The organism is Kluyvera chengduensis, assembly GCF_044197065.1.
Taxonomy (GTDB): Bacteria; Pseudomonadota; Gammaproteobacteria; order Enterobacterales; family Enterobacteriaceae; genus Kluyvera; species Kluyvera ascorbata_C.
In genome coordinates, this window is sequence record NZ_JBIQOI010000015.1 from 26,196 (window position 1) to 50,535 (window position 24,340).

At 54.5% G+C, this 24,340-nt stretch carries 23 protein-coding genes; 21 read left to right on the forward strand and 2 right to left on the reverse strand.

The window, feature by feature from the left end:
* The first annotated feature begins 132 nt into the window (after positions 1 to 132).
* The 18 genes from pyrH to tilS all read left to right on the forward strand — a co-directional run bounded on the left by pyrH (position 133) and on the right by tilS (position 21,950).
* Positions 133 to 858 (forward strand): UMP kinase, encoded by a 726-nt coding sequence (pyrH, locus tag ACH1XZ_RS22420; protein ID WP_185669221.1) that lies wholly within the window; start codon positions 133 to 135, stop codon positions 856 to 858.
* Between the two features lie 152 nt (positions 859 to 1,010).
* Positions 1,011 to 1,568 carry a ribosome recycling factor gene (gene frr, locus ACH1XZ_RS22425; RefSeq protein WP_035891962.1) on the forward strand — a complete coding sequence of 186 codons (558 nt, stop codon included), beginning with the start codon at positions 1,011 to 1,013 and terminating at the stop codon, positions 1,566 to 1,568.
* 212 nt (positions 1,569 to 1,780) lie between these two features.
* Positions 1,781 to 2,977: a 1-deoxy-D-xylulose-5-phosphate reductoisomerase gene (gene ispC, locus ACH1XZ_RS22430; RefSeq protein ID WP_395597224.1), complete on the forward strand. Its 1,197-nt coding sequence runs from the start codon at positions 1,781 to 1,783 to the stop codon at positions 2,975 to 2,977.
* A 237-nt stretch (positions 2,978 to 3,214) separates the two neighbouring features.
* Positions 3,215 to 3,973: a (2E,6E)-farnesyl-diphosphate-specific ditrans,polycis-undecaprenyl-diphosphate synthase gene (gene ispU / locus ACH1XZ_RS22435; protein ID WP_072011334.1), complete on the forward strand. Its 759-nt coding sequence runs from the start codon at positions 3,215 to 3,217 to the stop codon at positions 3,971 to 3,973.
* A gap of 12 nt (positions 3,974 to 3,985) precedes the next feature.
* On the forward strand, positions 3,986 to 4,843 hold the full coding sequence (gene cdsA, locus ACH1XZ_RS22440; RefSeq protein ID WP_035891965.1) for a phosphatidate cytidylyltransferase: 858 nt from the start codon (positions 3,986 to 3,988) through the stop codon (positions 4,841 to 4,843).
* An 11-nt stretch (positions 4,844 to 4,854) separates the two neighbouring features.
* The gene (rseP, locus tag ACH1XZ_RS22445) at positions 4,855 to 6,207 is read left to right on the forward strand and encodes a sigma E protease regulator RseP (RefSeq protein WP_123650806.1); all 1,353 of its coding nucleotides are present in this window, start codon (positions 4,855 to 4,857) and stop codon (positions 6,205 to 6,207) included.
* A 31-nt stretch (positions 6,208 to 6,238) separates the two neighbouring features.
* On the forward strand, positions 6,239 to 8,650 hold the full coding sequence (bamA, locus tag ACH1XZ_RS22450) for an outer membrane protein assembly factor BamA (RefSeq protein WP_395597225.1): 2,412 nt from the start codon (positions 6,239 to 6,241) through the stop codon (positions 8,648 to 8,650).
* Positions 8,651 to 8,776: 126 nt separating this feature from the next.
* Positions 8,777 to 9,262 (forward strand): molecular chaperone Skp, encoded by a 486-nt coding sequence (skp, locus tag ACH1XZ_RS22455; protein ID WP_395597226.1) that lies wholly within the window; start codon positions 8,777 to 8,779, stop codon positions 9,260 to 9,262.
* Between the two features lie 3 nt (positions 9,263 to 9,265).
* Positions 9,266 to 10,291 carry a UDP-3-O-(3-hydroxymyristoyl)glucosamine N-acyltransferase gene (lpxD, locus tag ACH1XZ_RS22460; RefSeq protein ID WP_395597227.1) on the forward strand — a complete coding sequence of 342 codons (1,026 nt, stop codon included), beginning with the start codon at positions 9,266 to 9,268 and terminating at the stop codon, positions 10,289 to 10,291.
* A gap of 103 nt (positions 10,292 to 10,394) precedes the next feature.
* A complete protein-coding gene (gene fabZ / locus ACH1XZ_RS22465) occupies positions 10,395 to 10,850 on the forward strand; it encodes a 3-hydroxyacyl-ACP dehydratase FabZ (RefSeq protein ID WP_004145858.1) in 456 nt (151 codons plus the stop codon).
* A gap of 3 nt (positions 10,851 to 10,853) precedes the next feature.
* A complete protein-coding gene (gene lpxA, locus ACH1XZ_RS22470; protein WP_395597228.1) occupies positions 10,854 to 11,642 on the forward strand; it encodes an acyl-ACP--UDP-N-acetylglucosamine O-acyltransferase in 789 nt (262 codons plus the stop codon).
* Positions 11,642 to 12,790, forward strand: coding sequence for a lipid-A-disaccharide synthase (gene lpxB / locus ACH1XZ_RS22475; RefSeq protein WP_395597229.1), 1,149 nt, complete (start codon positions 11,642 to 11,644; stop codon positions 12,788 to 12,790). Before lpxA ends, lpxB begins: the two co-directional genes overlap by 1 nt.
* On the forward strand, positions 12,787 to 13,383 hold the full coding sequence (rnhB, locus tag ACH1XZ_RS22480; RefSeq protein ID WP_035891972.1) for a ribonuclease HII: 597 nt from the start codon (positions 12,787 to 12,789) through the stop codon (positions 13,381 to 13,383). The genes lpxB and rnhB overlap by 4 nt, the downstream gene beginning before the upstream one ends.
* Positions 13,384 to 13,419: 36 nt before the next feature.
* A complete protein-coding gene (dnaE, locus tag ACH1XZ_RS22485) occupies positions 13,420 to 16,902 on the forward strand; it encodes a DNA polymerase III subunit alpha (protein WP_395597230.1) in 3,483 nt (1,160 codons plus the stop codon).
* A 12-nt stretch (positions 16,903 to 16,914) separates the two neighbouring features.
* Entirely contained in the window at positions 16,915 to 17,874 is a 960-nt protein-coding gene (accA, locus tag ACH1XZ_RS22490) for an acetyl-CoA carboxylase carboxyl transferase subunit alpha (RefSeq protein ID WP_395597231.1), read from the forward strand.
* A gap of 105 nt (positions 17,875 to 17,979) precedes the next feature.
* On the forward strand, positions 17,980 to 20,118 hold the full coding sequence (gene ldcC, locus ACH1XZ_RS22495) for a lysine decarboxylase LdcC (RefSeq protein ID WP_395597232.1): 2,139 nt from the start codon (positions 17,980 to 17,982) through the stop codon (positions 20,116 to 20,118).
* Positions 20,119 to 20,180: 62 nt separating this feature from the next.
* On the forward strand, positions 20,181 to 20,570 hold the full coding sequence (locus ACH1XZ_RS22500) for a VOC family protein (RefSeq protein WP_395597233.1): 390 nt from the start codon (positions 20,181 to 20,183) through the stop codon (positions 20,568 to 20,570).
* Between the two features lie 63 nt (positions 20,571 to 20,633).
* Positions 20,634 to 21,950: a tRNA lysidine(34) synthetase TilS gene (gene tilS / locus ACH1XZ_RS22505; RefSeq protein ID WP_395597234.1), complete on the forward strand. Its 1,317-nt coding sequence runs from the start codon at positions 20,634 to 20,636 to the stop codon at positions 21,948 to 21,950.
* 1 nt (position 21,951) lies between these two features.
* Here tilS and rof read toward each other — a convergent pair whose 3' ends face one another.
* Positions 21,952 to 22,212 (reverse strand): Rho-binding antiterminator, encoded by a 261-nt coding sequence (gene rof / locus ACH1XZ_RS22510; protein ID WP_035891978.1) that lies wholly within the window; start codon positions 22,210 to 22,212, stop codon positions 21,952 to 21,954.
* Positions 22,199 to 22,399 (reverse strand): YaeP family protein, encoded by a 201-nt coding sequence (locus ACH1XZ_RS22515; RefSeq protein WP_035891979.1) that lies wholly within the window; start codon positions 22,397 to 22,399, stop codon positions 22,199 to 22,201. Before ACH1XZ_RS22515 ends, rof begins: the two co-directional genes overlap by 14 nt.
* A gap of 176 nt (positions 22,400 to 22,575) precedes the next feature.
* On the opposite strand from ACH1XZ_RS22515, the gene ACH1XZ_RS22520 reads away from it, so the two are divergent.
* The 3 genes from ACH1XZ_RS22520 to nlpE are packed head-to-tail and all read left to right on the forward strand — an operon-like array spanning position 22,576 to position 24,269.
* Positions 22,576 to 23,121, forward strand: coding sequence for a YaeQ family protein (locus tag ACH1XZ_RS22520; RefSeq protein ID WP_395597235.1), 546 nt, complete (start codon positions 22,576 to 22,578; stop codon positions 23,119 to 23,121).
* On the forward strand, positions 23,118 to 23,531 hold the full coding sequence (gene arfB / locus ACH1XZ_RS22525) for an alternative ribosome rescue aminoacyl-tRNA hydrolase ArfB (RefSeq protein WP_395597242.1): 414 nt from the start codon (positions 23,118 to 23,120) through the stop codon (positions 23,529 to 23,531). The genes ACH1XZ_RS22520 and arfB overlap by 4 nt, the downstream gene beginning before the upstream one ends.
* 36 nt (positions 23,532 to 23,567) lie before the next feature.
* Positions 23,568 to 24,269: an envelope stress response activation lipoprotein NlpE gene (gene nlpE / locus ACH1XZ_RS22530; RefSeq protein WP_395597236.1), complete on the forward strand. Its 702-nt coding sequence runs from the start codon at positions 23,568 to 23,570 to the stop codon at positions 24,267 to 24,269.
* Positions 24,270 to 24,340: the final 71 nt, after the last annotated feature.

The window sequence follows — 24,340 nt, forward strand, 5'->3', positions numbered from 1 at the left end:
TTTGTGCGCTAAGGGTTAATGCACAAAATCGTCATGTGAGAATCAGCCTGCTCCTATTGGGACGCACTGGCATGGAACGCATGATGTCACCTGAATTTTTACCATCCCAATCGTGACACTCCAGGAAAGAAAATGGCTACCAACGCAAAACCTGTCTACAAACGTATTCTGCTCAAGCTTAGCGGTGAAGCATTGCAGGGGACTGAAGGCTTCGGTATTGACGCAAGTATTCTTGACCGTATGGCGCAAGAGATTAAAGAACTTGTTGAGCTGGGCATTCAGGTGGGTGTCGTCATTGGTGGTGGCAACCTGTTCCGTGGTGCGGGTCTGGCAAAAGCGGGCATGAACCGCGTTGTGGGCGACCACATGGGCATGCTGGCAACGGTAATGAACGGCCTGGCAATGCGTGACGCACTGCATCGCGCCTATGTGAACGCCCGCCTGATGTCAGCGATTCCGCTGAACGGCGTTTGCGACAACTACAGCTGGGCAGAGGCAATCAGCCTGCTGCGTAACAACCGCGTCGTGATTCTGTCCGCCGGTACCGGCAACCCGTTCTTTACCACCGACTCTGCAGCCTGCCTGCGCGGCATCGAAATCGAAGCCGACGTGGTACTGAAAGCCACCAAAGTTGACGGTGTGTTCACCGCTGACCCAGCAAAAGATCCGTCTGCCACCATGTATGAGCAGCTGACCTACACCGAAGTGCTGGATAAAGAACTGAAAGTCATGGATCTGGCTGCCTTTACGCTGGCTCGTGACCACAAATTGCCAATTCGCGTATTCAATATGAATAAACCAGGCGCACTGCGTCGCGTGGTGATGGGCGAAAAAGAAGGCACTTTAATTACGGAATAATTTCCGTTGCGGCCATTTCCGGGTAAGATTCGCGTTTATCCGGCAGAATTGAGATATTCTGTGGCATGATTTAAACGAGACTATACTTAGCGCATTCTCTGCAATGTGTCATCGTCTGGTCTGACTGAGACTAGTTTTCAAGGATTCGTAACGTGATTAGCGATATCAGAAAAGATGCTGAAGTACGCATGGACAAATGTGTAGAAGCATTCAAAAACCAAATCAGCAAAATTCGCACGGGTCGTGCTTCTCCTAGCCTGCTGGACGGCATCGTCGTTGAGTATTACGGCACCGCTACGCCACTGCGTCAGCTGGCAAGCGTGACTGTAGAAGATACCCGTACCCTGAAAATCAACGTATTCGACCGCTCTATGGGCCCGGCCGTTGAGAAAGCGATTATGGCGTCTGACCTCGGTTTGAACCCAAGCTCTGCGGGCACCGACATTCGCGTTCCGCTGCCTCCGCTGACTGAAGAACGTCGTAAAGACCTGACCAAAATCGTCCGTGGCGAAGCTGAACAGGCGCGCGTTTCCGTGCGTAACGTTCGTCGTGATGCGAACGATAAAGTGAAGGCGCTGCTGAAAGACAAAGAGATCAGCGAAGATGACGATCGCCGTTCTCAGGAAGACGTGCAAAAACTGACTGACGTTGCTATCAAGAAAATTGAAGCGGCGCTGGCTGAGAAAGAAGCGGAACTGATGCAGTTCTAAGCTGTGTAAGTTGTGCGATGAACGCCGTACAGGAAGCATTAGTGCTTTGCTGGCGGCGTTTTGCTTTTACTCGTCGTCTTTCAAGCCGCAGGTGCGTTGGCTTTGCTCATTCACCCGAATCACTTACTAGAGTAAGCTCATCGGGCTCGTTCACTTGCCGCCTTCCTGCTGCTTGAAATCCATAGAGTAAATCTATCTACCCGGAATATCTCATGAAGCAATTAACTGTCCTGGGCTCAACGGGCTCTATTGGTTGCAACACGCTGGACGTGGTGCGCCACAACCCTGAACGTTTTGCAGTAACGGCGCTGGTGGCAGGTAAAAACGTCGAGCGGATGGTTGAACAATGTCTGGAGTTCACACCTCGCTACGCGGTGATGGATGACGCAAAGAGCGCCGATGCGGTGAAGATTGCGCTGCGTGAACACGGCAGCCGTACGGAAGTGCTCTGTGGGCAGCAGGCGGCGTGCGATGTGGCGGCGCTGGACGAGGTTGATCAGGTGATGGCGGCCATCGTGGGGGCGGCGGGGCTGCTGCCGACGCTGTCGGCGATTCGTGCAGGCAAAAGTATTCTGCTGGCGAATAAAGAGTCGCTGGTGACCTGTGGACGGTTATTTCTCGAAGCGGTAAAGCAGCATAACGCGCAGTTACTGCCGGTCGACAGCGAACATAACGCTATCTTTCAGAGTTTACCGCAAAGTTTTCAGTCCGACTTAGGGTACGCTGACCTTGAGCAGCATGGGGTGTCATCCATTCTGCTTACCGGGTCAGGTGGCCCATTCCGTGAGACGCCAATCAATGAGCTCGGTGCAATGACGCCGGATCAGGCTTGCCGTCATCCGAACTGGTCGATGGGACGTAAAATTTCCGTCGACTCGGCCACTATGATGAATAAAGGTCTGGAATACATCGAAGCCCGCTGGTTATTTAATGCTTCAGCGAAGCAGATGGAAGTGCTGATTCATCCTCAGTCGGTGATTCACTCGATGGTGCGTTACCAGGACGGCAGCGTACTGGCGCAACTGGGTGAACCCGATATGCGTACGCCAATTGCCAACACTATGGCCTGGCCTCACCGCGTGGTTTCTGGCGCGAAGCCGTTAGATTTCTGCAAGATGGGCGCATTAAGCTTCTCCGAACCGGATTATGCTCGCTACCCTTGCCTGAAGCTGGCGATGGAGGCTTTTGAACAAGGTCAGGCGGCAACAACCGCGCTGAATGCCGCGAACGAAATCTCTGTGGCGGCGTTCCTTGACGGGCAAATCCGCTTTACCGATATCGCGAACGTCAATATGGCGGTATTGGATAGCCTTGATCTCCGTGAACCGCAGAGTGTGGAAGCGGTGTTGGTTATCGATGCTATGGCGCGGGAAGCGGCAACGACGCAGGCGAAACATTTCGTCAGGTAATGAGAGCCGAATCAGCATACAACCCGTCACGGCATTTGTTAGCGTCTGGCTTCAGTGATATAGTCTGCGCCACCCGATCTCAGTGCGTTTTCGCTGCGGGGTCGGGAGAGCCGTGATTTAGCACGGCTTTTTTGCGAGACAAAGATACGTAAAATCGTTCAGGTTTGCCTGGAGGATGAAGTGTATAGCTGTATTCCGGGGTACCGCTCATCCCTTTTCATGGATTAAAAACGCGTTATGTTGTCTGCTAATCAACCAACCAGCGAGAGTCAGCCAGCCCACGGTTGCCGCCATGTGGCAATCATTATGGATGGCAATGGTCGCTGGGCGAAAAAGCAAGGTAAGATTCGCGCCTTTGGCCATAAAGCCGGGGCGAAATCCGTGCGCCGAGCCGTATCCTATGCGGCGAGCAACGGTATTGAGGCATTAACGCTATACGCATTCAGCAGTGAAAACTGGAATCGCCCTGAGCAAGAGGTGAGTGCGTTGATGGAGCTGTTCGTTTGGGCGCTGGACAGCGAAGTGAAAAGTCTGCACCGTCATAATGTTCGGCTGCGGATTATTGGCGATACCCGTCGGTTTAATTCGCGCCTGCAGGAGCGAATTCGTAAAGCGGAAGCGCTGACGGAAAATAACACGGGGCTAACATTGAACATTGCTGCTAACTATGGCGGTCGATGGGATATTGTTCAGGGAGTTCAGCGCTTAGCCGAACAGGTTCAGGAAGGGGAGCTCCGCCCCGATCAAATTAGTGAAGAGCTGCTTTCTCAGCAGATCTGCATGCATGAACTGGCTCCCGTAGATTTAGTAATTAGGACCGGGGGAGAACATCGGATCAGTAACTTTCTTATCTGGCAAATTGCCTATGCTGAACTTTACTTTACAGATGTTCTTTGGCCCGATTTCGATGAACAAGACTTTGAAGGTGCGCTGCATGCTTTCGCTAATCGAGAGCGACGTTTCGGTGGCACCGAGCCTGGTGGCGACAAGGCCTGATGGGGGTAGCTTTTGCTGAAGTATCGCCTGATTTCTGCATTGATTTTAATACCGGTTGTTATTGCAGCCCTGTTTTTGCTGCCGCCCGGCGGCTTCGCTATTGTTACGCTGGTCGTTTGTATGCTGGCGGCATGGGAATGGGGGCAATTAAGCGGTTTCACCTCGCGGACACAGCGCGTATGGCTGGCGGTACTCTGTGGCCTGTTGCTGGCGGTGATGCTCTTCTTAATTCCGGAGTATCACCATAATATCCATCAGCCGGTCGTTGAAACGTCGCTGTGGGCCTCCCTGATTTGGTGGGTTGTCGCCTTGCTGTTGGTCCTTTCCTATCCAGGGTCCGCTGCTATCTGGCGTCAATCCAAAGTGCTGCGACTGGTCTTTGGCATCGTCACGATTGTCCCTTTCTTCTGGGGAATGCTGGCGCTGCGCTCCTGGCATTATGATGAAAACCACTACAGCGGCGCGCTGTGGCTGCTCTACGTCATGATTCTGGTATGGGGTGCTGACTCCGGGGCCTATATGTTTGGTAAGCTTTTTGGCAAACATAAGCTGGCACCGAAGGTCTCTCCGGGCAAAACCTGGCAAGGCTTCTTTGGCGGCCTGGTGACGGCGGCAATTATTTCCTGGGCCTATGGCCTGTGGGCAAATCTGGACGTTGCCCCGTCCACACTGTTAACCTGTTCCATCGTTGCAGCGCTGGCTTCGGTATTGGGCGATCTCACTGAGAGCATGTTCAAACGTGAAGCTGGCATCAAAGATAGCGGGCATCTTATCCCTGGCCACGGCGGGATACTTGACCGCATTGACAGCCTGACGGCGGCAGTTCCGGTCTTCGCCTGCTTGCTGCTGCTGGTTTTCAGGACGATCTAACGGATGGACTTATGCTGAGCATTCTCTGGAACCTGGCCGCATTTATTATCGCGCTAGGGGTATTGATCACCGTACACGAATTTGGTCACTTCTGGGTTGCTCGGCGCTGTGGTATCCGTGTAGAGCGCTTTTCCATTGGTTTTGGTAAAGCGCTCTGGCGCCGTGTGGATAAACGCGGCACTGAATTTGTTATCGCCCTTATCCCGCTGGGCGGTTACGTCAAAATGCTCGACGAGCGCGTTGACGCAGTGGCGCCAGAGATGCGTCATATGGCGTTCAACAACAAAACGGTGGGCCAGCGCGCCGCCGTTATTGCCGCCGGCCCCATCGCCAACTTCCTCTTTGCTATCTTCGCCTACTGGCTGGTGTTCATCATCGGTGTCCCTGGTATTCGTCCAGTAGTTGGTGAAATAACCGCCAACTCCATCGCTGCGGAAGCACAAATTGCACCAGGCACGGAACTAAAAGCGGTGGATGGTATCGAAACGCCTGATTGGGATGCTGTACGTATGGCGTTAGTGGCGAAAATTGGTGATGAAAGCACCACCCTCACCGTTTCCCCTTTCGGCAGCGAGCAGCGGCAGGATAAAATCCTCAATCTGCGTCATTGGGCGTTTGAACCGGATAAACAAGATCCGGTGACGTCGCTCGGTATTCGCCCTCGTGGCGCGCAGATTGAACCAGTGCTGGCAGAGGTGCAATCTGACTCTGCGGCGCGTAAAGCTGGTTTACAAGCTGGGGATCGGATCGTTACAGTCAACGGTCAACCGCTGACGCAATGGATGACGTTTGTCACGCTGGTGCGCGACAATCCAGGCAAAGCGTTACAGCTGGAGATCGAAAGGCAGGGGACTCTCTTGTCTTTAACTCTGATACCGGATACAAAACACGGTAGCGGAAAAGCGGAAGGGTTCGCAGGGGTAGTACCGAAGATTATCCCGCTGCCTGAGGAATATAAGACAGTGCGCCAGTATGGGCCGTTCAGCGCTATCGTCGAAGCCACGGAGAAAACCGGGCAGTTGATGAAGCTGACCGTCAGTATGCTGGGAAAATTGATCACCGGTGACGTCAAACTGAACAACCTCAGTGGGCCGATTTCGATCGCCCAGGGGGCTGGGATGTCTGCGGAGTATGGGCTGATTTACTACCTGATGTTTCTTGCACTCATCAGCGTGAATTTAGGCATAATCAACCTGTTCCCGCTCCCCGTATTAGATGGGGGACACTTGCTGTTTTTAGCGATTGAGAAGCTGAAAGGCGGCCCGGTATCCGAGCGAGTTCAAGACTTTAGTTATCGCATCGGCTCGATTCTGCTGATGCTGTTAATGGGGCTTGCACTTTTCAATGATTTCTCTCGGTTGTAAGAGAGTTAGTTAGGAAGAACGCATAATAACGATGGCGATGAAAAAGTTGCTTATAGCGTCGCTGCTGTTTAGCAGCGCGACCGTGTACGGTGCTGACGGGTTCGTGGTGAAGGACATTCATTTCGAAGGCTTGCAGCGTGTCGCTGTTGGTGCGGCCCTTCTCAGTATGCCAGTACGTCCTGGCGATACCGTCTCTGATGATGATATCAGTAACACCATTCGCGCCCTGTTTGCTACGGGCAACTTTGAGGACGTTCGCGTCCTGAGAGACGGCGATGTGTTACTGGTACAGGTCAAAGAACGCCCAACAATTGCTAGCATCACCTTCTCCGGCAACAAGTCGGTGAAAGATGACATGCTGAAACAGAACCTTGAAGCTTCTGGCGTTCGTGTCGGCGAATCTCTCGACCGTACAACCCTCTCCGATATCGAAAAAGGACTGGAAGATTTCTACTACAGCGTCGGTAAGTATAGCGCGAGCGTGAAGGCGGTTGTTACGCCGTTGCCGCGTAACCGTGTCGACCTGAAGCTGGTCTTCCAGGAAGGGGTTTCCGCCCAGATCCAACAGATCAACATCGTCGGTAACCATGCGTTCAGCACCGAAGATCTGATCTCAACCTTCCAGCTGCGTGACGAAGTACCGTGGTGGAACGTGGTTGGCGATCGTAAATACCAGAAACAGAAGCTGGCGGGTGACCTTGAAACCCTGCGTAGCTACTACCTGGATCGTGGTTATGCCCGTTTCAACATCGATTCCACGCAGGTGAGTCTGACGCCGGATAAAAAAGGTATCTACATCACCGTTAACATCACCGAAGGCGACCAGTACAAACTGTCTGGCGTACAGGTGACGGGGAATCTGGCAGGGCACTCGGCTGAAATTGAGAGCCTGACTAAGATCGAGCCAGGTGAACTCTATAACGGCGCGAAAGTGACCAAAATGGAAGATAACATTAAGAAACTTCTTGGTCGCTACGGCTACGCGTATCCACGCGTACAGTCTCAGCCTGAAATTAACGACACGGATAAAACGGTTAAGCTGCACATCAACGTTGATGCCGGCAACCGCTTCTACGTGCGTAACATCCGCTTTGTCGGTAACGACACGTCCAAAGATTCCGTTCTGCGTCGCGAAATGCGCCAGATGGAAGGCGCGTGGCTGGGTGGTGATTTAGTTGACCAGGGCAAAGATCGTCTGAACCGTCTGGGCTACTTCGAAACCGTCGACACTGAAACCCAACGCGTACCGGGTAGCCCGGATCAGGTGGATGTGGTTTACAAGGTCAAAGAGCGTAACACTGGTAGCTTCAACTTCGGTATCGGCTACGGTACGGAAAGCGGCGTAAGCTTCCAGGCGGGCGTTCAGCAGGATAACTGGTTAGGTACCGGCTATTCCGTCGGTATCAACGGTACCAAGAACGATTACCAGACCTACACCGAGCTTTCTGTGACCAACCCGTACTTTACGGTGGATGGTGTTAGCCTTGGTGGCCGTGTCTTCTACAATGACTTTAAAGCGGATGATGCTGACCTGTCGTCCTATACCAACAAAAGTTATGGTGTAGACGGTACGCTGGGCTTCCCGATTAACGAATACAACTCACTGCGTGCGGGTCTGGGCTATGTCCACAACGACCTGTCCAATATGGAACCGCAGGTGGCGATGTGGCGTTATCTGGACTCTATCGGCCAGACGGCGGGTAAAACCAGCGATGATAACGGCTTCAGCGCCAACGACTTCACCTTCAACTACGGTTGGACATATAACAAACTTGACCGCGGCTACTTCCCGACGGACGGTTCGCGTGTCAACCTGAACGGTAAAGTGACGATTCCGGGCTCTGATAACGAGTTCTACAAAGTCACGCTGGATACGGCTTCCTACTTCCCAATTGATGATGATCATCAGTGGGTCGTGCTGGGTCGTACCAAGTGGGGTTACGGTGACGGCTTAGGCGGTAAAGAACTGCCATTCTATGAGAACTTCTATGCCGGTGGTTCCAGCACCGTGCGTGGTTTCCAGTCCAACACCATTGGCCCGAAAGCGGTCTATTATGGTGCATCCGGTCTGGATAACTGCGACCAGTCTGGTGGCTACTGTAAATCTGACGACGCCGTCGGTGGTAACGCCATGGGTGTGGCTAGCCTTGAGCTGATCGTCCCAACGCCGTTCATCAGTGATAAGTACGCGAACTCGGTCCGTACGTCATTCTTCTGGGATATGGGTACCGTTTGGGATACCAACTGGGAGAACACGGCGGCAATGAAGGCTGCAGGCGTTCCTGACTACAGCGATCCGAGCAATATCCGTATGTCCGCGGGTATCGCATTACAATGGATGTCCCCATTAGGGCCGTTGGTCTTCTCCTACGCCCAGCCGTATAAGAAATACGAGGGAGACAAATCCGAGCAGTTCCAGTTCAACATTGGTAAAACCTGGTAATTGCTCTTTGCAAAGGAATGCAAGTTCAGTGTAGTTTTGCTGGCATTAGGCGATAGCGTCAAGGTGGCTTCGGCCACCAAAAGAACAGTACCCTCGGGTACATATGGGATGGTAAGGAGTATTATTGTGAAAAAGTGGTTAGTCGCTGCAGGTCTGGGTTTAGCAATGGCTGCATCTGCTCAAGCAGCAGACAAAATTGCAATTGTTAATATGGGTAGCCTGTTCCAGCAAGTTGCACAGAAAACTGGCGTTTCCAGCACTCTGGAAAACGAATTCAAAGGCCGTGCTGGCGAACTTCAGCGCATGGAAGGTGACCTGCAGTCTAAAATGCAGCGTCTGCAGTCTATGAAAGCAGGTAGCGATCGCACCAAACTGGAAAAAGACATCGCTTCCCAGCGTCAGACTTTCTCCCAGAAAGCACAGTCCTTTGAGCAGGATCGTCAGCGTCGTACCAACGAAGAACGTGGCAAACTGGTTACTCGTATCCAGACTGCTGTGAAATCCGTTGCTGCAAGCCAGAGCATTGACCTGGTTGTTGATGCTAACGCCGTTGCATTCAACAGCAGCGATGTTAAAGACATCACCGCTGATGTACTGAAACAGGTTAAATAAGTAATGCCTTCAATTCGACTGGCTGACTTAGCTCAGCAGTTGGATGCGGAATTACACGGTGATGGCGATATCGTCATCACCGCTGTCGCGTCCATGCAATCCGCTAAAGCGGGCCATATCACGTTCCTGGTTAATCCTAAGTACCGTGATCACCTGTCTGCGTGCGAAGCGTCGGCGATTGTCCTGACGCAAGAATTACTGCCTTTTGCCAAAGGCGCTGCGTTGGTAGTGAAGAATCCCTACCTGACTTACGCCCGTATGGCTCAAATTTTAGATACCACGCCACAGCCGGCGCAGGATATCGCTCCGAGCGCGGTCATTAGTCCGTCTGCGGTCCTCGGTAACAACGTCTCTATCGGTGCGAATGCGGTGATTGAGTCTGACGTTGTGCTCGGCGATAACGTTGTGATTGGGGCGGGGTGTTTCGTTGGTAAAAAAACGAAAATTGGCGCAGGTTCACGTCTGTGGGCTAATGTCACCATTTACCACGAAGTCGAGATCGGTGAGAATTGCCTGATCCAATCCAGCACCGTGATCGGCGCGGATGGTTTTGGCTACGCTAACGATCGCGGTAACTGGGTGAAGATCCCTCAGCTTGGTCGCGTCATTATTGGCGATCGCGTCGAGATCGGCGCCTGTACAACGATCGACCGTGGCGCGCTGGATGATACACAGATCGGCAACGGTGTTATCATTGATAACCAGTGCCAGATTGCGCACAACGTGGTGATTGGCGACAATACCGCGGTTGCTGGTGGTGTTATCATGGCCGGTAGCCTGAAAATTGGTCGTTACTGCATGATTGGCGGTGCCAGCGTCATCAACGGCCACATGGAAATCTGCGACAAGGTGACAGTAACCGGTATGGGCATGGTCATGCGTCCTATTACCGAGCCCGGCGTTTACTCGTCAGGTATCCCGCTCCAGCCTAACAAGGCATGGCGCAAAACTGCCGCACTGGTGATGAATATTGATGAAATGAGCAAGCGTCTCAAAGCTGTTGAACGCAAGCTTGATAATCAAGACTAATTTTCATCTGTATCGCATGATACTTTCCGGCCTGTCGGCATTCTTGTAATCCGGCAGGCCGTGTTATTATTGCCCCTTAGTATATTTTGACAGGAAGAGTATTTTGACTACTGACACTCATACTCTGCACATTGAAGAGATTTTAGAACTTCTGCCGCACCGTTACCCGTTCTTACTGGTAGACCGCGTGCTGGATTTTGAAGAAGGTCGTTTTCTGCGCGCAGTGAAAAATGTTTCCGTAAATGAGCCGTTTTTCCAGGGCCACTTCCCTGGCAAACCGATTTTACCGGGCGTGCTGATTCTGGAAGCGATGGCGCAGGCAACCGGTATTCTGGCGTTTAAAAGCGTTGGTAAACTGGAGCCAGGCGAGCTGTACTACTTTGCTGGTATCGATGAAGCGCGCTTCAAGCGTCCTGTCGTGCCTGGCGATCAGATGATTATGGAAGTCACCTTCGAGAAAACTCGCCGTGGCCTGACTCGCTTTAAAGGCGTTGCGCTGGTAGACGGTAAAGTGGTTTGCGAAGCGACGATGATGTGTGCGCGTAGCCGGGAGGCCTGATCCGTGATTGATAAAACCGCCTTTATCCATCCTACTGCCATTGTGGAAGACGGTGCCGTTATCGGCGCTAATGCCCACATTGGTCCGTTTTGTATTGTGGGGCCAAACGTCGTTATCGGCGAAGGCACCGTACTGAAGTCTCACGTTGTTGTTAACGGCCATACCACTATTGGGCGTGATAATGAGATCTATCAGTTCGCCTCTATCGGGGAAGTTAACCAGGATCTGAAATATGCTGGTGAACCGACTCGCGTGGAAATTGGCGATCGCAACCGCATCCGCGAAAGCGTCACCATTCATCGTGGCACAGAACAGGGCGGTGGATTGACGAAGGTGGGCAGCGATAACCTGCTGATGATCAACGCTCACGTAGCGCACGATTGTACCGTAGGCAACCGCTGCATCCTGGCCAATAACGCGACGCTCGCGGGTCACGTATCGTTGGATGATTTTGTTATCATCGGCGGCATGACCGCTGTGCACCAGTTCTGCATTATCGGTGCACACGTGATGGTCGGCGGCTGTTCTGGCGTTGCTCAGGACGTGCCACCGTACGTTATTGCTCAGGGCAACCACGCGACGCCGTTTGGCGTCAACATCGAAGGCCTGAAGCGCCGCGGCTTTAGCCGTGAAGCGATCACCGCGATCCGCAACGCCTATAAAGCGTTGTACCGCAGTGGCAAAACGTTGGACGAAGCTAAACCGGAAATCGCCGAACTGGCGAAGCAGCATCCGGAAGTTCAACCATTCAGCGATTTCTTCGCCCGCTCTACGCGTGGCCTGATTCGTTAATGACTGAGCAGCGTCCGCTAACGATTGCCCTGGTCGCCGGAGAAACCTCCGGCGATATTCTTGGTGCAGGTCTGATTCGCGCCCTCAAGGCGCGAGTTCCCAACGCCCGTTTTGTTGGCGTTGCGGGCCCGCTTATGCAGGCTGAAGGTTGTGAAGCCTGGTACGAGATGGAAGAGCTGGCGGTGATGGGCATCGTTGAAGTGCTGGGGCGGCTGCGTCGTCTGCTGCACATTCGCGCTGATCTGACCAAACGCTTTACCGATCTCAAGCCCGACGTCTTTGTCGGCATTGATGCCCCCGATTTCAATATCACTCTTGAGGGCAACCTTAAAAAACAGGACATTAAAACCATTCACTACGTCAGTCCGTCCGTCTGGGCCTGGCGACAGAAACGCGTCTTCAAAATTGGCAGAGCTACCGACCTGGTACTCGCATTTCTGCCTTTTGAAAAAGCGTTTTATGACAAATTTAACGTCCCGTGCCGCTTTATCGGTCATACCATGGCGGATGCCATGCCGCTCGACCCCGATAAAAACGCCGCCAGGGATACGCTGGGTATCGCCCACGATGTGCACTGTCTAGCGCTGTTACCCGGCAGCCGCGGTGCTGAAGTGGAAATGCTCAGCGCTGACTTTTTAAAAACGGCACAGCTGTTGCGCCAGCAGTACCCCGACCTTGAAGTCGTGGTGCCGTTGGTGAATGCAAAACGTCGCGAGCAGTTTGAACGTATCAAGGCCGAAGTGGCGCCGGATCTTTCCGTACATATGCTGGACGGAATGGCGCGCGAAGCGATGATCGCCAGCGATGCCGCACTGCTGGCATCCGGGACAGCGGCGCTGGAATGTATGCTGGCGAAATGTCCGATGGTTGTCGGCTATCGCATGAAGCCGTTCACCTTCTGGCTGGCGCAGCGTCTGGTGAAGACCGACTACGTTTCCCTGCCAAATCTGCTCGCCGGTCGCGAACTGGTGAAAGAGCTGCTGCAGGATGAGTGTCAGCCGCAGGCGTTAGCCGATGCGCTGCAGCCGCTGCTGGCAAACGGTAAGACCAGCCACGCGATGCACGATACCTTCCGCGACCTTCACCTGCAAATTCGCTGTAATGCGGATGAACAGGCGGCAGATGCGGTGCTGGAGCTTGCACAATGATTGAATTTGAATATCCCCACACCCATTTAGTGGCGGGTGTGGATGAAGTCGGCCGCGGCCCGCTCATTGGCGCGGTGGTGACTGCAGCGGTCATACTCGACCCTGCTCGCCCGATTGTCGGTCTGAACGACTCCAAGAAGCTGAGCGAAAAACGCCGTCTGGCGCTGTTTGACGAAATCAAAGAAAAAGCGCTGTGCTGGAGCCTTGGCCGCGCAGAGCCACATGAAATCGACGAACTGAACATTCTGCATGCCACCATGCTGGCGATGCAGCGTGCCGTTGCCGGGCTCTCTATCCCGCCGGAATATGTGCTGATCGACGGCAACCGCTGCCCGGCGCTGCCGATGCCATCCATGGCGGTAGTGAAAGGCGATAGCCGAGTGGCGGAAATCAGCGCGGCGTCTATTCTCGCTAAAGTGACGCGAGATGCTGAGATGACCGAGCTGGATAAAGTGTTCCCGCAGTACGGTTTTGCCCAGCATAAGGGCTATCCAACCGCTTTCCATCTGGAAGCGCTGGCGCAATATGGCGCTACCGAACATCATCGACGCAGCTTTGCTCCCGTCAAACGTGCACTGGGACTTGCGTCCTGATTCGTGTGTCGTGAATAAGTAAACCGGAATCTAAAGATGGCTGAACCACGTTTCGTGCACCTGCGGGTGCATAGCGACTACTCCATGATCGATGGGTTGGCAAAAACCGGGCCGCTGGTGAAAAAGGCGGCCGCGCTTGGCATGCCTGCGCTGGCGATCACCGATTTTACTAACCTGTGCGGCCTGGTGAAGTTCTACGGAGCGGGCCATGGTGCAGGGATCAAGCCGATCGTCGGCGCGGATTTTAACGTTCAGAGCGAACTGTTCGGCGATGAACTCACCCATTTAACGGTATTGGCGGCCAATAACACCGGCTACCAGAACCTGACGCTGCTGATCTCCAAAGCCTACCAGCGTGGCTACGGCGCGGCCGGTCCGATCATCGATCGCGACTGGCTGGTTGAGCTGAAAGAGGGGCTGATTTTGCTGTCTGGCGGCCGTATGGGCGACGTCGGGCGCGGCCTGCTGCGCGGTAATACGGCGCTGGTAGATCAGTGCGTTGATTTTTATGAAGAACATTTTCCCAACTGTTATTTCCTCGAGCTGATTCGTACCGGCCGCCAGGATGAAGAGTCGTACCTGCATGCGGCGGTTGAGCTGGCGGAAACGCGCGGTCTGCCGGTGGTAGCGACTAACGATGTCCGCTTCCTCGAGCCGGGCGACTTTGACGCACACGAAATTCGCGTCGCCATCCACGATGGTTTTACCCTCGACGATCCGAAGCGTCCGCGTAATTACTCCGTGCAGCAATATATGCGCAGCGAAGATGAGATGTGTGAGTTGTTCTCCGACATCCCGGAAGCGCTGGAAAACACCGTTGAAATCGCTAAGCGCTGTAACGTCACGGTGCGTCTGGGCGAGTACTTCCTGCCGCAGTTCCCGACCGGCGATATGACCACCGAGGATTTCCTCGTGGCGAAGTCGAAAGAGGGACTGGAGGAGCGTCTTGAGTTCCTGTTCCCGGACCCGGAAGAACGCGCCAAGCGCCGCCCGGAATATGACGAACGTCTGGACATTGAACTCAAGGTTATCAACCAGATGGGGTTCCCCGGCTACTTCCTGATCGTGATGGAGTTTATCCAGTGGTCGAAAGATAACGGCGTTCCGGTTGGGCCGGGACGTGGTTCCGGTGCGGGTTCGTTGGTGGCCTATGCGCTGAAAATTACCGACCTTGATCCGCTGGAGCTCGATCTGCTGTTCGAACGTTTCCTTAACCCGGAACGTGTCTCGATGCCCGACTTCGACGTCGACTTCTGCATGGAGAAACGCGACCAGGTTATTGAGCACGTGGCGGAGATGTACGGACGTGATGCGGTTTCGCAGATCATCACCTTCGGTACCATGGCGGCGAAAGCGGTTATCCGCGACGTAGGCCGCGTGCTGGGTCACCCGTACGGCTTCGTTGATCGTATCTCCAAGCTGGTGCCGCCCGATCCGGGCATGACGCTGGCGAAAGCGTTTGAAGTTGAACCGCAACTGCCGGAAATTTACGAGGCGGATGAAGAAGTCCGCGCGCTGATAGACATGGCGCGTAAGCTGGAAGGGGTCACCCGAAACGCCGGTAAACACGCGGGTGGCGTGGTTATCGCACCGACCAAAATTACCGATTTTGCGCCGCTATACTGCGACGAGCAGGGCCTGCACCCGGTTACCCAGTTCGATAAGAACGACGTGGAATATGCCGGGCTGGTGAAGTTCGACTTCCTGGGTCTGCGTACGCTCACCATCATTAACTGGGCGCTGGAGATGATCAACGCCCGGCGCGAACGTAACGGCGAGCCGCCGCTGGATATCGCGGCCATTCCGCTCGACGATAAGAAAAGCTTTGATATGCTGCAACGCTCGGAGACCACCGCGGTCTTCCAGCTTGAATCCCGCGGCATGAAAGACCTGATTAAACGTCTGCAGCCTGACTGCTTCGAAGATATGATCGCGCTGGTGGCCCTGTTCCGTCCGGGCCCGCTGCAGTCTGGGATGGTAGATAACTTTATCGACCGTAAGCACGGGCGTGAAGAGATCTCATATCCGGATGTTCAGTGGCAGCATGAGTGTCTGAAGCCGGTACTGGAACCAACCTACGGCATCATCCTGTATCAGGAACAGGTTATGCAGATTGCCCAGGAGCTTTCCGGCTATACCCTTGGCGGCGCGGATATGCTTCGTCGTGCAATGGGTAAGAAAAAGCCGGAAGAGATGGCCAAGCAGCGCGGCACCTTCGAAGAAGGGGCGAAAAGTCGCGGTGTTGACGGCGAACTGGCGATGAAAATCTTCGACCTGGTAGAGAAATTCGCCGGTTACGGGTTTAACAAATCGCACTCTGCTGCTTATGCTTTGGTTTCCTATCAGACGCTGTGGCTGAAAGCGCACTATCCTGCCGAGTTTATGGCGGCGGTAATGACCGCCGATATGGATAACACCGAAAAGGTGGTCGGCCTGGTGGATGAATGCTGGCGAATGGGGCTCAAAATCCTGCCGCCGGATATCAATTCCGGTTTATATCATTTCCACGTTAATCATGACGGGGAAATCGTGTATGGTATCGGCGCCATTAAAGGCGTGGGCGAAGGCCCCATTGAAGCGATTATCGAAGCGCGTAACAACGGCGGCTATTTCCGCGAGCTGTTTGACCTCTGTGCGCGTACCGATACCAAAAAGCTTAACCGCCGGGTGCTGGAAAAATTGATTATGTCCGGGGCGTTTGACCGCCTGGGGCCGCACCGCGCCGCGCTGATGAATTCGCTGGGCGATGCGTTAAAAGCCGCCGACCAGCACGCGAAAGCGGAAGCTATTGGTCAGGCGGATATGTTCGGCGTGTTGGCCGAGGAGCCGGAGCAAATTGAGCAGTCGTACGCAAACTGCATGCCATGGCCTGAACATACGGTACTGGAAGGTGAGCGGGAAACGTTAGGTTTATACTTAACAGGCCACCCGATTAACCAGTATCTCAAAGAAATTGAGCGCTATGTTGGCGGCTATCGCCTAAAAGACATGCATCCGACAGAACGTGGTAAAGTGACCACGGCTGCGGGGCTCGTGATTGCCTCAAGGGTTATGGTCACCAAGAGAGGCAATCGTATCGGTATCTGCACCCTGGATGACCGATCCGGACGGCTAGAGGTGATGTTATTCACCGAAGCCCTGGAAAAATACCAGCATCTGCTGGAAAACGACCGCATACTTATCGTCAGCGGACAGGTCAGCTTTGATGACTTCAGCGGCGGCCTTAAAATGATGGCCCGCGAAGTGATGGACATTGACGAAGCCCGGGAAAAATACGCTCGCGGGCTTGCTATCTCGCTGACGGACAGGCAAATTGATGACCAGCTTTTAAACCGACTCCGTCAGTCTCTGGAACCCCATCGTTCGGGAACCATTCCAGTACATCTCTACTATCAGAGGGCGGATGCACGTGCGCGGTTGCGTTTCGGTGCAACCTGGCGTGTCTCTCCGAGCGATCGTTTACTCAACGATCTGCGTGGCCTCATCGGTTCGGAGCAGGTGGAACTGGAGTTTGACTAATACAGGAATACTATGAGTCTGAATTTCCTTGATTTTGAACAGCCGATTGCAGAGCTGGAAGCGAAAATCGATTCTCTGACTGCGGTTAGCCGTCAGGATGAGAAACTGGATATTAATATCGACGAAGAAGTGCATCGTCTGCGTGAAAAAAGCGTAGAGCTGACGCGCAAAATCTTTGCCGATCTCGGCGCATGGCAGGTAGCCCAACTGGCGCGCCACCCACAGCGTCCGTACACCCTGGATTATGTCCGCCTGGCGTTTGATGAATTTGACGAACTGGCGGGCGATCGCGCCTATGCTGACGATAAAGCTATCGTTGGCGGTATCGCACGTCTGGACGGTCGTCCGGTGATGATCATTGGTCATCAGAAAGGTCGCGAAACCAAAGAGAAAATCCGTCGTAACTTCGGCATGCCGGCACCAGAAGGCTACCGTAAAGCGCTGCGTCTGATGGAGATGGCAGAACGCTTCAACATGCCTATCATCACTTTCATCGACACCCCGGGTGCTTACCCTGGCGTGGGCGCGGAAGAACGCGGTCAGTCCGAAGCTATCGCACGCAACCTGCGTGAGATGTCTCGTCTGAGCGTGCCGGTTATCTGTACCGTTATCGGCGAAGGCGGCTCCGGCGGCGCGCTGGCTATCGGTGTGGGCGATAAAGTGAATATGCTGCAGTACAGCACCTATTCTGTTATCTCTCCGGAAGGCTGCGCTTCCATTCTGTGGAAAAGCGCTGACAAAGCACCGCTGGCTGCTGAAGCCATGGGCATCATCGCACCGCGTCTGAAAGAGCTGAAGCTTATCGACTCTATCGTTCCGGAACCACTGGGCGGCGCACACCGTAACCCAGAGGTGATGGCGGCATCCCTGAAGGCGCAACTGCTGGCTGACCTCGCGGATCTCGACGTGCTGAGCAAAGAAGACCTGCTTAACCGTCGCTATCAGCGCTTGATGAGCTACGGTTACGCATAACGATTTCGTTAAGACCTTGCTGAAAAGGGCCACAGTTTGTGGCCCTTTTTTATGGTCTGCGTTCTTCCTGCGCTATGATAGGTAAAGGATTTCCAGGAGGAACGCATGAATATTATCGCCATTATGGGCCCGCACGGCGTCTACTACAAAGACGAACCGATTAAGGAGCTGGAAGGTGCGCTGCTGGCGCAGGGCTTCAAAATTATCTGGCCGCAGAACAGTGCCGACCTGCTGAAGTTTATCGAACACAACCCGCGTATATGCGGGGTGATTTTTGACTGGGACGAATACAGCGTCGATCTCTGCGGTGAGATAAATCAGCTTAATGAATATCTACCGCTCTACGCCTTTATCAATAACCACTCGACGATGGACGTCAGCGCGCACGACATGCGCATGGCGCTGTGGTTCTTTGAATATGCGCTGGGTCAGGCCGACGATATCGCTACCCGCATCCGTCAGTACACCGACGAATACCTCGATAACATCACGCCGCCGTTCACCAAAGCGCTATTTACCTACGTCACGGAAGGTAAATACACCTTCTGTACGCCGGGGCACATGGGCGGTACGGCTTACCAGAAAAGCCCGGTAGGCTGCCTGTTCTATGATTTCTTCGGTGCTAATACCCTAAAGGCCGACGTGTCGATTTCCGTTACCGAGCTGGGCTCACTGTTGGATCACACCGGGCCGCACCTTGAAGCCGAAGAGTATATCGCCCGCACCTTTGGCGCCGAGCAGAGCTACATGGTGACCAACGGCACCTCAACCTCAAACAAAATCGTCGGCATGTACGCCGCGCCGAGCGGCAGCACGCTGCTGATTGACCGCAACTGCCATAAGTCGCTGGCGCATCTGTTGATGATGAATGACGTCGTGCCACTCTGGTTAAAGCCAACGCGTAACGCGCTGGGGATACTTGGCGGCATTCCAAAGCGCGAGTTTACCCGCGATAGCCTGCAGCAGAAGGTGAACAGCACCGATGGCGCCGAGTGGCCGGTACATGCAGTGATCACCAACTCCACCTACGACGGTCTGCTGTATAACACCAACTGGATCAAACAGACGCTGGACGTGCCGTCTATTCACTTTGACTCGGCTTGGGTACCCTATACCCATTTCCACCCTATCTATCAGGGCAAAAGCGGTATGAGCGGCGAGCGGGTGCCGGGTAAGGTCTTCTTCGAAACCCAATCCACGCACAAGATGCTGGCGGCGCTGTCGCAGGCCTCGTTAATCCACATTAAGGGCGACTACGATGAAGACACCTTCAACGAAGCCTTTATGATGCACACCTCCACCTCGCCAAGCTATCCAATCGTTGCCTCGATAGAGACGGCGGCGGCCATGCTGCGCGGTAACCCCGGTAAACGACTGATTAACCGCTCGGTGGAGCGCGCGCTGCATTTCCGCAAGGAGGTTCAGCGCCTGCGCGAAGAGTCGGACAGTTGGTTCTTTGATATCTGGCAGCCGGAAGCCATCGATGAAGCGGAATGCTGGCCGGTGTCGCCGGGTGAAGCGTGGCACGGATTTAGCGACGCTGACGCCGATCATATGTTCCTCGACCCGGTGAAGGTCACGATCCTGACGCCGGGAATGGATGAACAGGGCAACATGAGCGATGACGGTATTCCGGCGGCGCTGGTGGCGAAGTATCTCGATGAACACGGCGTGGTCGTCGAAAAGACCGGGCCGTATAACCTGCTGTTCCTGTTCAGCATTGGGATCGATAAAACCCGCGCCATGGGGCTGCTTCGTGGGCTCACCGAGTTTAAGCGTGCCTACGATCTGAACCTGCGGGTCAAAAACATGTTGCCGGATCTCTACGCCGAAGATCCTGACTTCTATCGCAACATGCGTATTCAGGATCTGGCGCAGGGGATCCATCGCCTGATCCGCCAGCACGATCTCCCGCGTTTGATGCTACGTGCCTTCGATGTGCTGCCGGAGATGAAGCTCACGCCGCATCGGGCGTGGCAGAAACAGATCAAAGGCGAGGTGGAAACGGTCGCACTGGAAGATCTGGTAGGGCGGGTCTCGGCCAATATGATCCTGCCGTACCCGCCGGGCGTACCGCTGTTGATGCCGGGTGAGATGATCACTGAAGAGAGCCGTTCGGTGCTCGACTTCCTGCTGATGCTCTGTTCCGTTGGTCGACATTATCCGGGCTTTGAAACCGATATCCACGGGGCAAAACGCGATGAAAATGGCGTCTACCGTGTGAGAGTCCTAAAAAGCCAGTGAGGGGTTGCGTGATAACGACCTGCGCGGGTAACGTGCAGAGATAAGGTTAACGGAGAGAAACGATGCTGGGATTAAAACAGGTTCATCACATTGCCATTATTGCGGCCGATTACGCAAAGAGTAAGTCTTTTTACTGCGACATTCTCGGCTTTACGCTGCAGAGCGAAGCCTATCGGGAAGCGCGTGATTCGTGGAAAGGCGACCTGGCGCTAAACGGTCAGTATGTGATTGAGCTTTTCTCCTTCCCGTTCCCGCCGGCGCGTCCAAGCCGCCCGGAAGCCTGTGGCCTGCGTCATCTGGCGTTTAGCGTGGATGACATTGACGCGGCGGTGGCGCACCTTGAGTCTCATGGTGTGGCCTGTGAAGCTATCCGTATCGACCCGTTTACCGACAAGCGTTTTACCTTTTTCAATGATCCAGACGGCCTGCCGCTGGAGCTATACCAGCAGTAAGGCTTGCCACTGAGCGCCCGGCCCGGTAACGTGCCGGGCTATATATCCCATTACGACATCGCCATGACATCATCTTCGCTCGCGCAACGACTCTTACCGCACCGCCAGTTTCTGGTGGCATTTAGCGGTGGCCTCGACTCAACGGTGCTGTTGCATCAGTTGGTCTGCTGGCGTCAGCAGGAGCCAACCCTCTCATTGCGCGCTATCCATATCCATCACGGGATTAGCCAGAACGCCGATAGCTGGGTAGAACACTGCCAGCAGGTCTGCGCACAATGGCAGGTGCCGCTGGTGGTCGAGCGGGTAACGCTGGCACAGAGTGGCAGTGGGCTGGAGGCGGAAGCCCGAACCGCGCGCTATCAGGCGTTTCGCGAGGCGCTCAGGCCGGGCGAAGTTCTCGTGACGGCGCAGCATCTGGACGATCAAAGCGAGACCCTGCTGTTAGCGCTTAAACGCGGCAGCGGGCCCGCTGGGCTTTCGGCGATGCCTACGCATGCTGCGTTTGATGACACGCAGTTAATTCGTCCGCTGTTACATGAAACCCGTGCGGCGTTGCTACACTGGGCGCAGACGCATACGCTGACGTGGATTGAAGACGAGAGCAATCAGGATGATGCCTATGACCGCAATTTCCTGCGTCTGCGCGTCCTGCCGTTACTCAATGCCCGCTGGCCTCACTTTGCTGAAGCGGCGGCCAGAAGTGCGGCGCTGTGCGCTGAGCAGGAACAGCTGCTGGACGAGTTGCTGGCGGATGAGCTTGCGCGACTGCGTACGGACGCCGGGACGCTTGCCATCGAACCGATGATGGCGATGAGTGCGCCAAAACGGGCGGCGATTTTGCGACGCTGGCTGGCGTGGCTCGGTGCGCCGATGCCTTCTCGGGAGGCGATAGCCCGGATATGGCAGGAGGTGGCGCTGGCGCGCGAAGACGCTGCGCCTTGTCTGCGCCTGGGCCACTTCGACGTTCGCCGCTATCAGCAGCAGCTTTGGTGGGTGAGGGCGCAGAAGGGGCAAACGGAGTCGGTGCTGGAGTGGACTGACCGCACGATGCCGCTCGTGCTGCCGGGTGAACTCGGTGAACTGCACTGCATCGCCGGGGGCGACATTCGTCCGCCGCGGGCAGGCGAGTCCGTCTCGGTGCGGTTTAAAGCATCGGGAATGCTACATATTGCCGGGCGCAACGGTGGCCGTAAGCTAAAGAAAATCTGGCAGGAGCTTGGCGTACCGCCCTGGCTGCGCGACACCACGCCGCTGCTATTTTATGGTGACACGCTCATTACGGCTGTCGGTGTTTTTGTGACGGTCGACGGGGTATGCGAAGCAGGTGAGGGTATAGCGCTGAAGTGGGATAAAACGGGCAGCGACGCCGCCCGTGATTGAATCATGATTCGCTAACGACCACGGTCCCGATTTCGGGGTGGCTGAAGCTGGTAATACGGTCGAGGCGCAGTTCGCGCAGTTCACCCGCGCTATCGACGACCAGATATTCCACGTTTTTACGCGATAACAGATCATGAGCCTTGGCTTGCAGCACTTCGCCGTCTTTCAGCTCCAGTGACAGGACGAGGTGGTGCTGGCAGGCGAGCTCAAGGTTGTCATAGTCATCACAATTGATGGGTTGATAAGTATCATTCATCGACATAATCGCTCACCAGTAAGTTTGCCGCCGCATACGCGGCTTTTTCCCTGATTGATTCGGAAATGGCATTATCCGCCGCAACATCGTTCAACACCTTCAGTACACAACCTAGCGCATCCGGGATATACCCCAAATCACCGCTCGCAATCTCTGCGTAGCGTTGACGAATCAACTCACAATAGTTGCCCACGTGCCCTCCTGTCTGCGCTTCAATAAGCCTATGAAGATAATCTCTGTTTAGCAAGGTGACTATATCATACTCATTTAAGCATTATCAGCGGGATGAGTGACGGCAGATGCAATTCGGGACAGCCTTTTGGCCCTGATTTCGCTACAATGAGCCCCATTTTTCGCAGGAGTGAAGTCATGGCGCTGAAAGCAACAATTTATAAGGCGGTGGTGAACGTCGCGGATCTCGACCGCAACCAGTTTCTGGACGCGTCGTTAACGCTGGCGCGTCATCCTTCCGAAACCCAGGAGCGTATGATGCTGCGCCTGCTGGCGTGGATTAAGTACGCGAACGAACGTCTGCAGTTTACCCGTGGGCTCTCTTCTGAGGACGAGCCGGAAGTATGGCTGCGCAACGATCATCTGGGCATCGACCTGTGGATTGAACTGGGTCTGCCGGATGAGCGCCGGATTAAAAAAGCCTGCAGTCTGTCTCAGGAGGTGGCGTTGTTCACCTACAATAGTCGTGCGGCAGAGATTTGGTGGCAGCAAAATCAGAACAAGATGGCGAGCTTTAAGAACCTGGCGGTCTGGTATCTTGATGATGAACAGTTGGCGAAGCTGAGCGCTTTTGCCGAACGCACCATGACGCTACAGGCCACTATTCAGGAAGGCGCTATCTGGCTATCTGACGTTCAGAATAATCTGGAAATTCACCTGACGCCGTGGCAACTGCCAGCATGATTGTTATCTCCCGGCAGGTAAGTATCCCGGACGACGAGCTGACGATTACTGCCATCCGGGCGCAGGGGGCGGGTGGTCAGCACGTGAATAAGACCTCTACGGCGATTCACCTGCGTTTTGACATCCGGGCCTCCAGCCTGCCAGAGTATTATAAAGAGCGCCTGCTCGCAGCCAGCCACCACTTAATTTCTGCTGACGGTGTGATTATTATTAAGGCGCAGGAGTATCGCAGTCAGGAAATGAACCGCGAAGCGGCAATGGCTCGCCTGGTTTCGGTTATCCAGACGCTGACCGCAGAACAAAAAAGTCGACGACCGACGCGCCCAACCCGGGCGTCGAAGGAGCGGCGGCTGACGTCGAAAGCGCAAAAGTCTTCAGTAAAAAACTTGCGCGGTAAAGTTCGCTATTAAGCCGGACGTGGATGTAATAAGAATAAGGATTTGAGGGTGAAAAAAGCGATATTGGCCATTGCGGCCACGGGGATGCTGTTTGGACTTTTCGGATGTAACCATTCGGAAGTGAATACGCTAAAACCGACTCAAGCGGCTGAATTAACGCCGATGCAGCAAAGCTGGCGCGGTGTTATCCCTTGCGCCGATTGCGAAGGTATTGAAACGTCGCTGTTCCTTGAGAAGGACGGCACCTGGGTGATGAACGAACACTACCAGGGCGTGAGCAGTGAGCCATCTTCATTTGGCTCCTACGGTACCTGGGCGCGTACCGCCGATAAACTGGTGCTGACGGACAGCGAAGGCGAGAAGTCATACTATCGTGCGAAGGGCGAGAAGCTGGAGATGCTTGACCGCGAAGGTAATCCGATTGAGTCAAAGCTTAACTATACACTGGAGCCGGTGAAAGCCAGCCTGCCAACCACGCCAATGGCGATGCGCGGGATGTACTTCTATATGGCGGATGCGGCCACCTTCACCGACTGCGCCACCGGCCAGCGCGTGGCGGTAGCGAATAATGCCCAGTTGGAACGTGACTACGCCGCCGCGCAGGGTAGCGACAGCAAGCCGATTCTGCTGGTGGTTGATGGACACTTTACCGTTGAGCCAAATCCGGATACCGGTGCGATGGTGAAAACGCTGGCGACCGATAAAGCCGGAAAATTTGCGCCTGGTAAAGACTGTACCAGCGCGAAGTAAAGGTATTTGTTGGCCTGATAAGCGTAGCGCCATCAGGCAATTCGGTGCCGATTGCCGGATGGCTGCGTAAA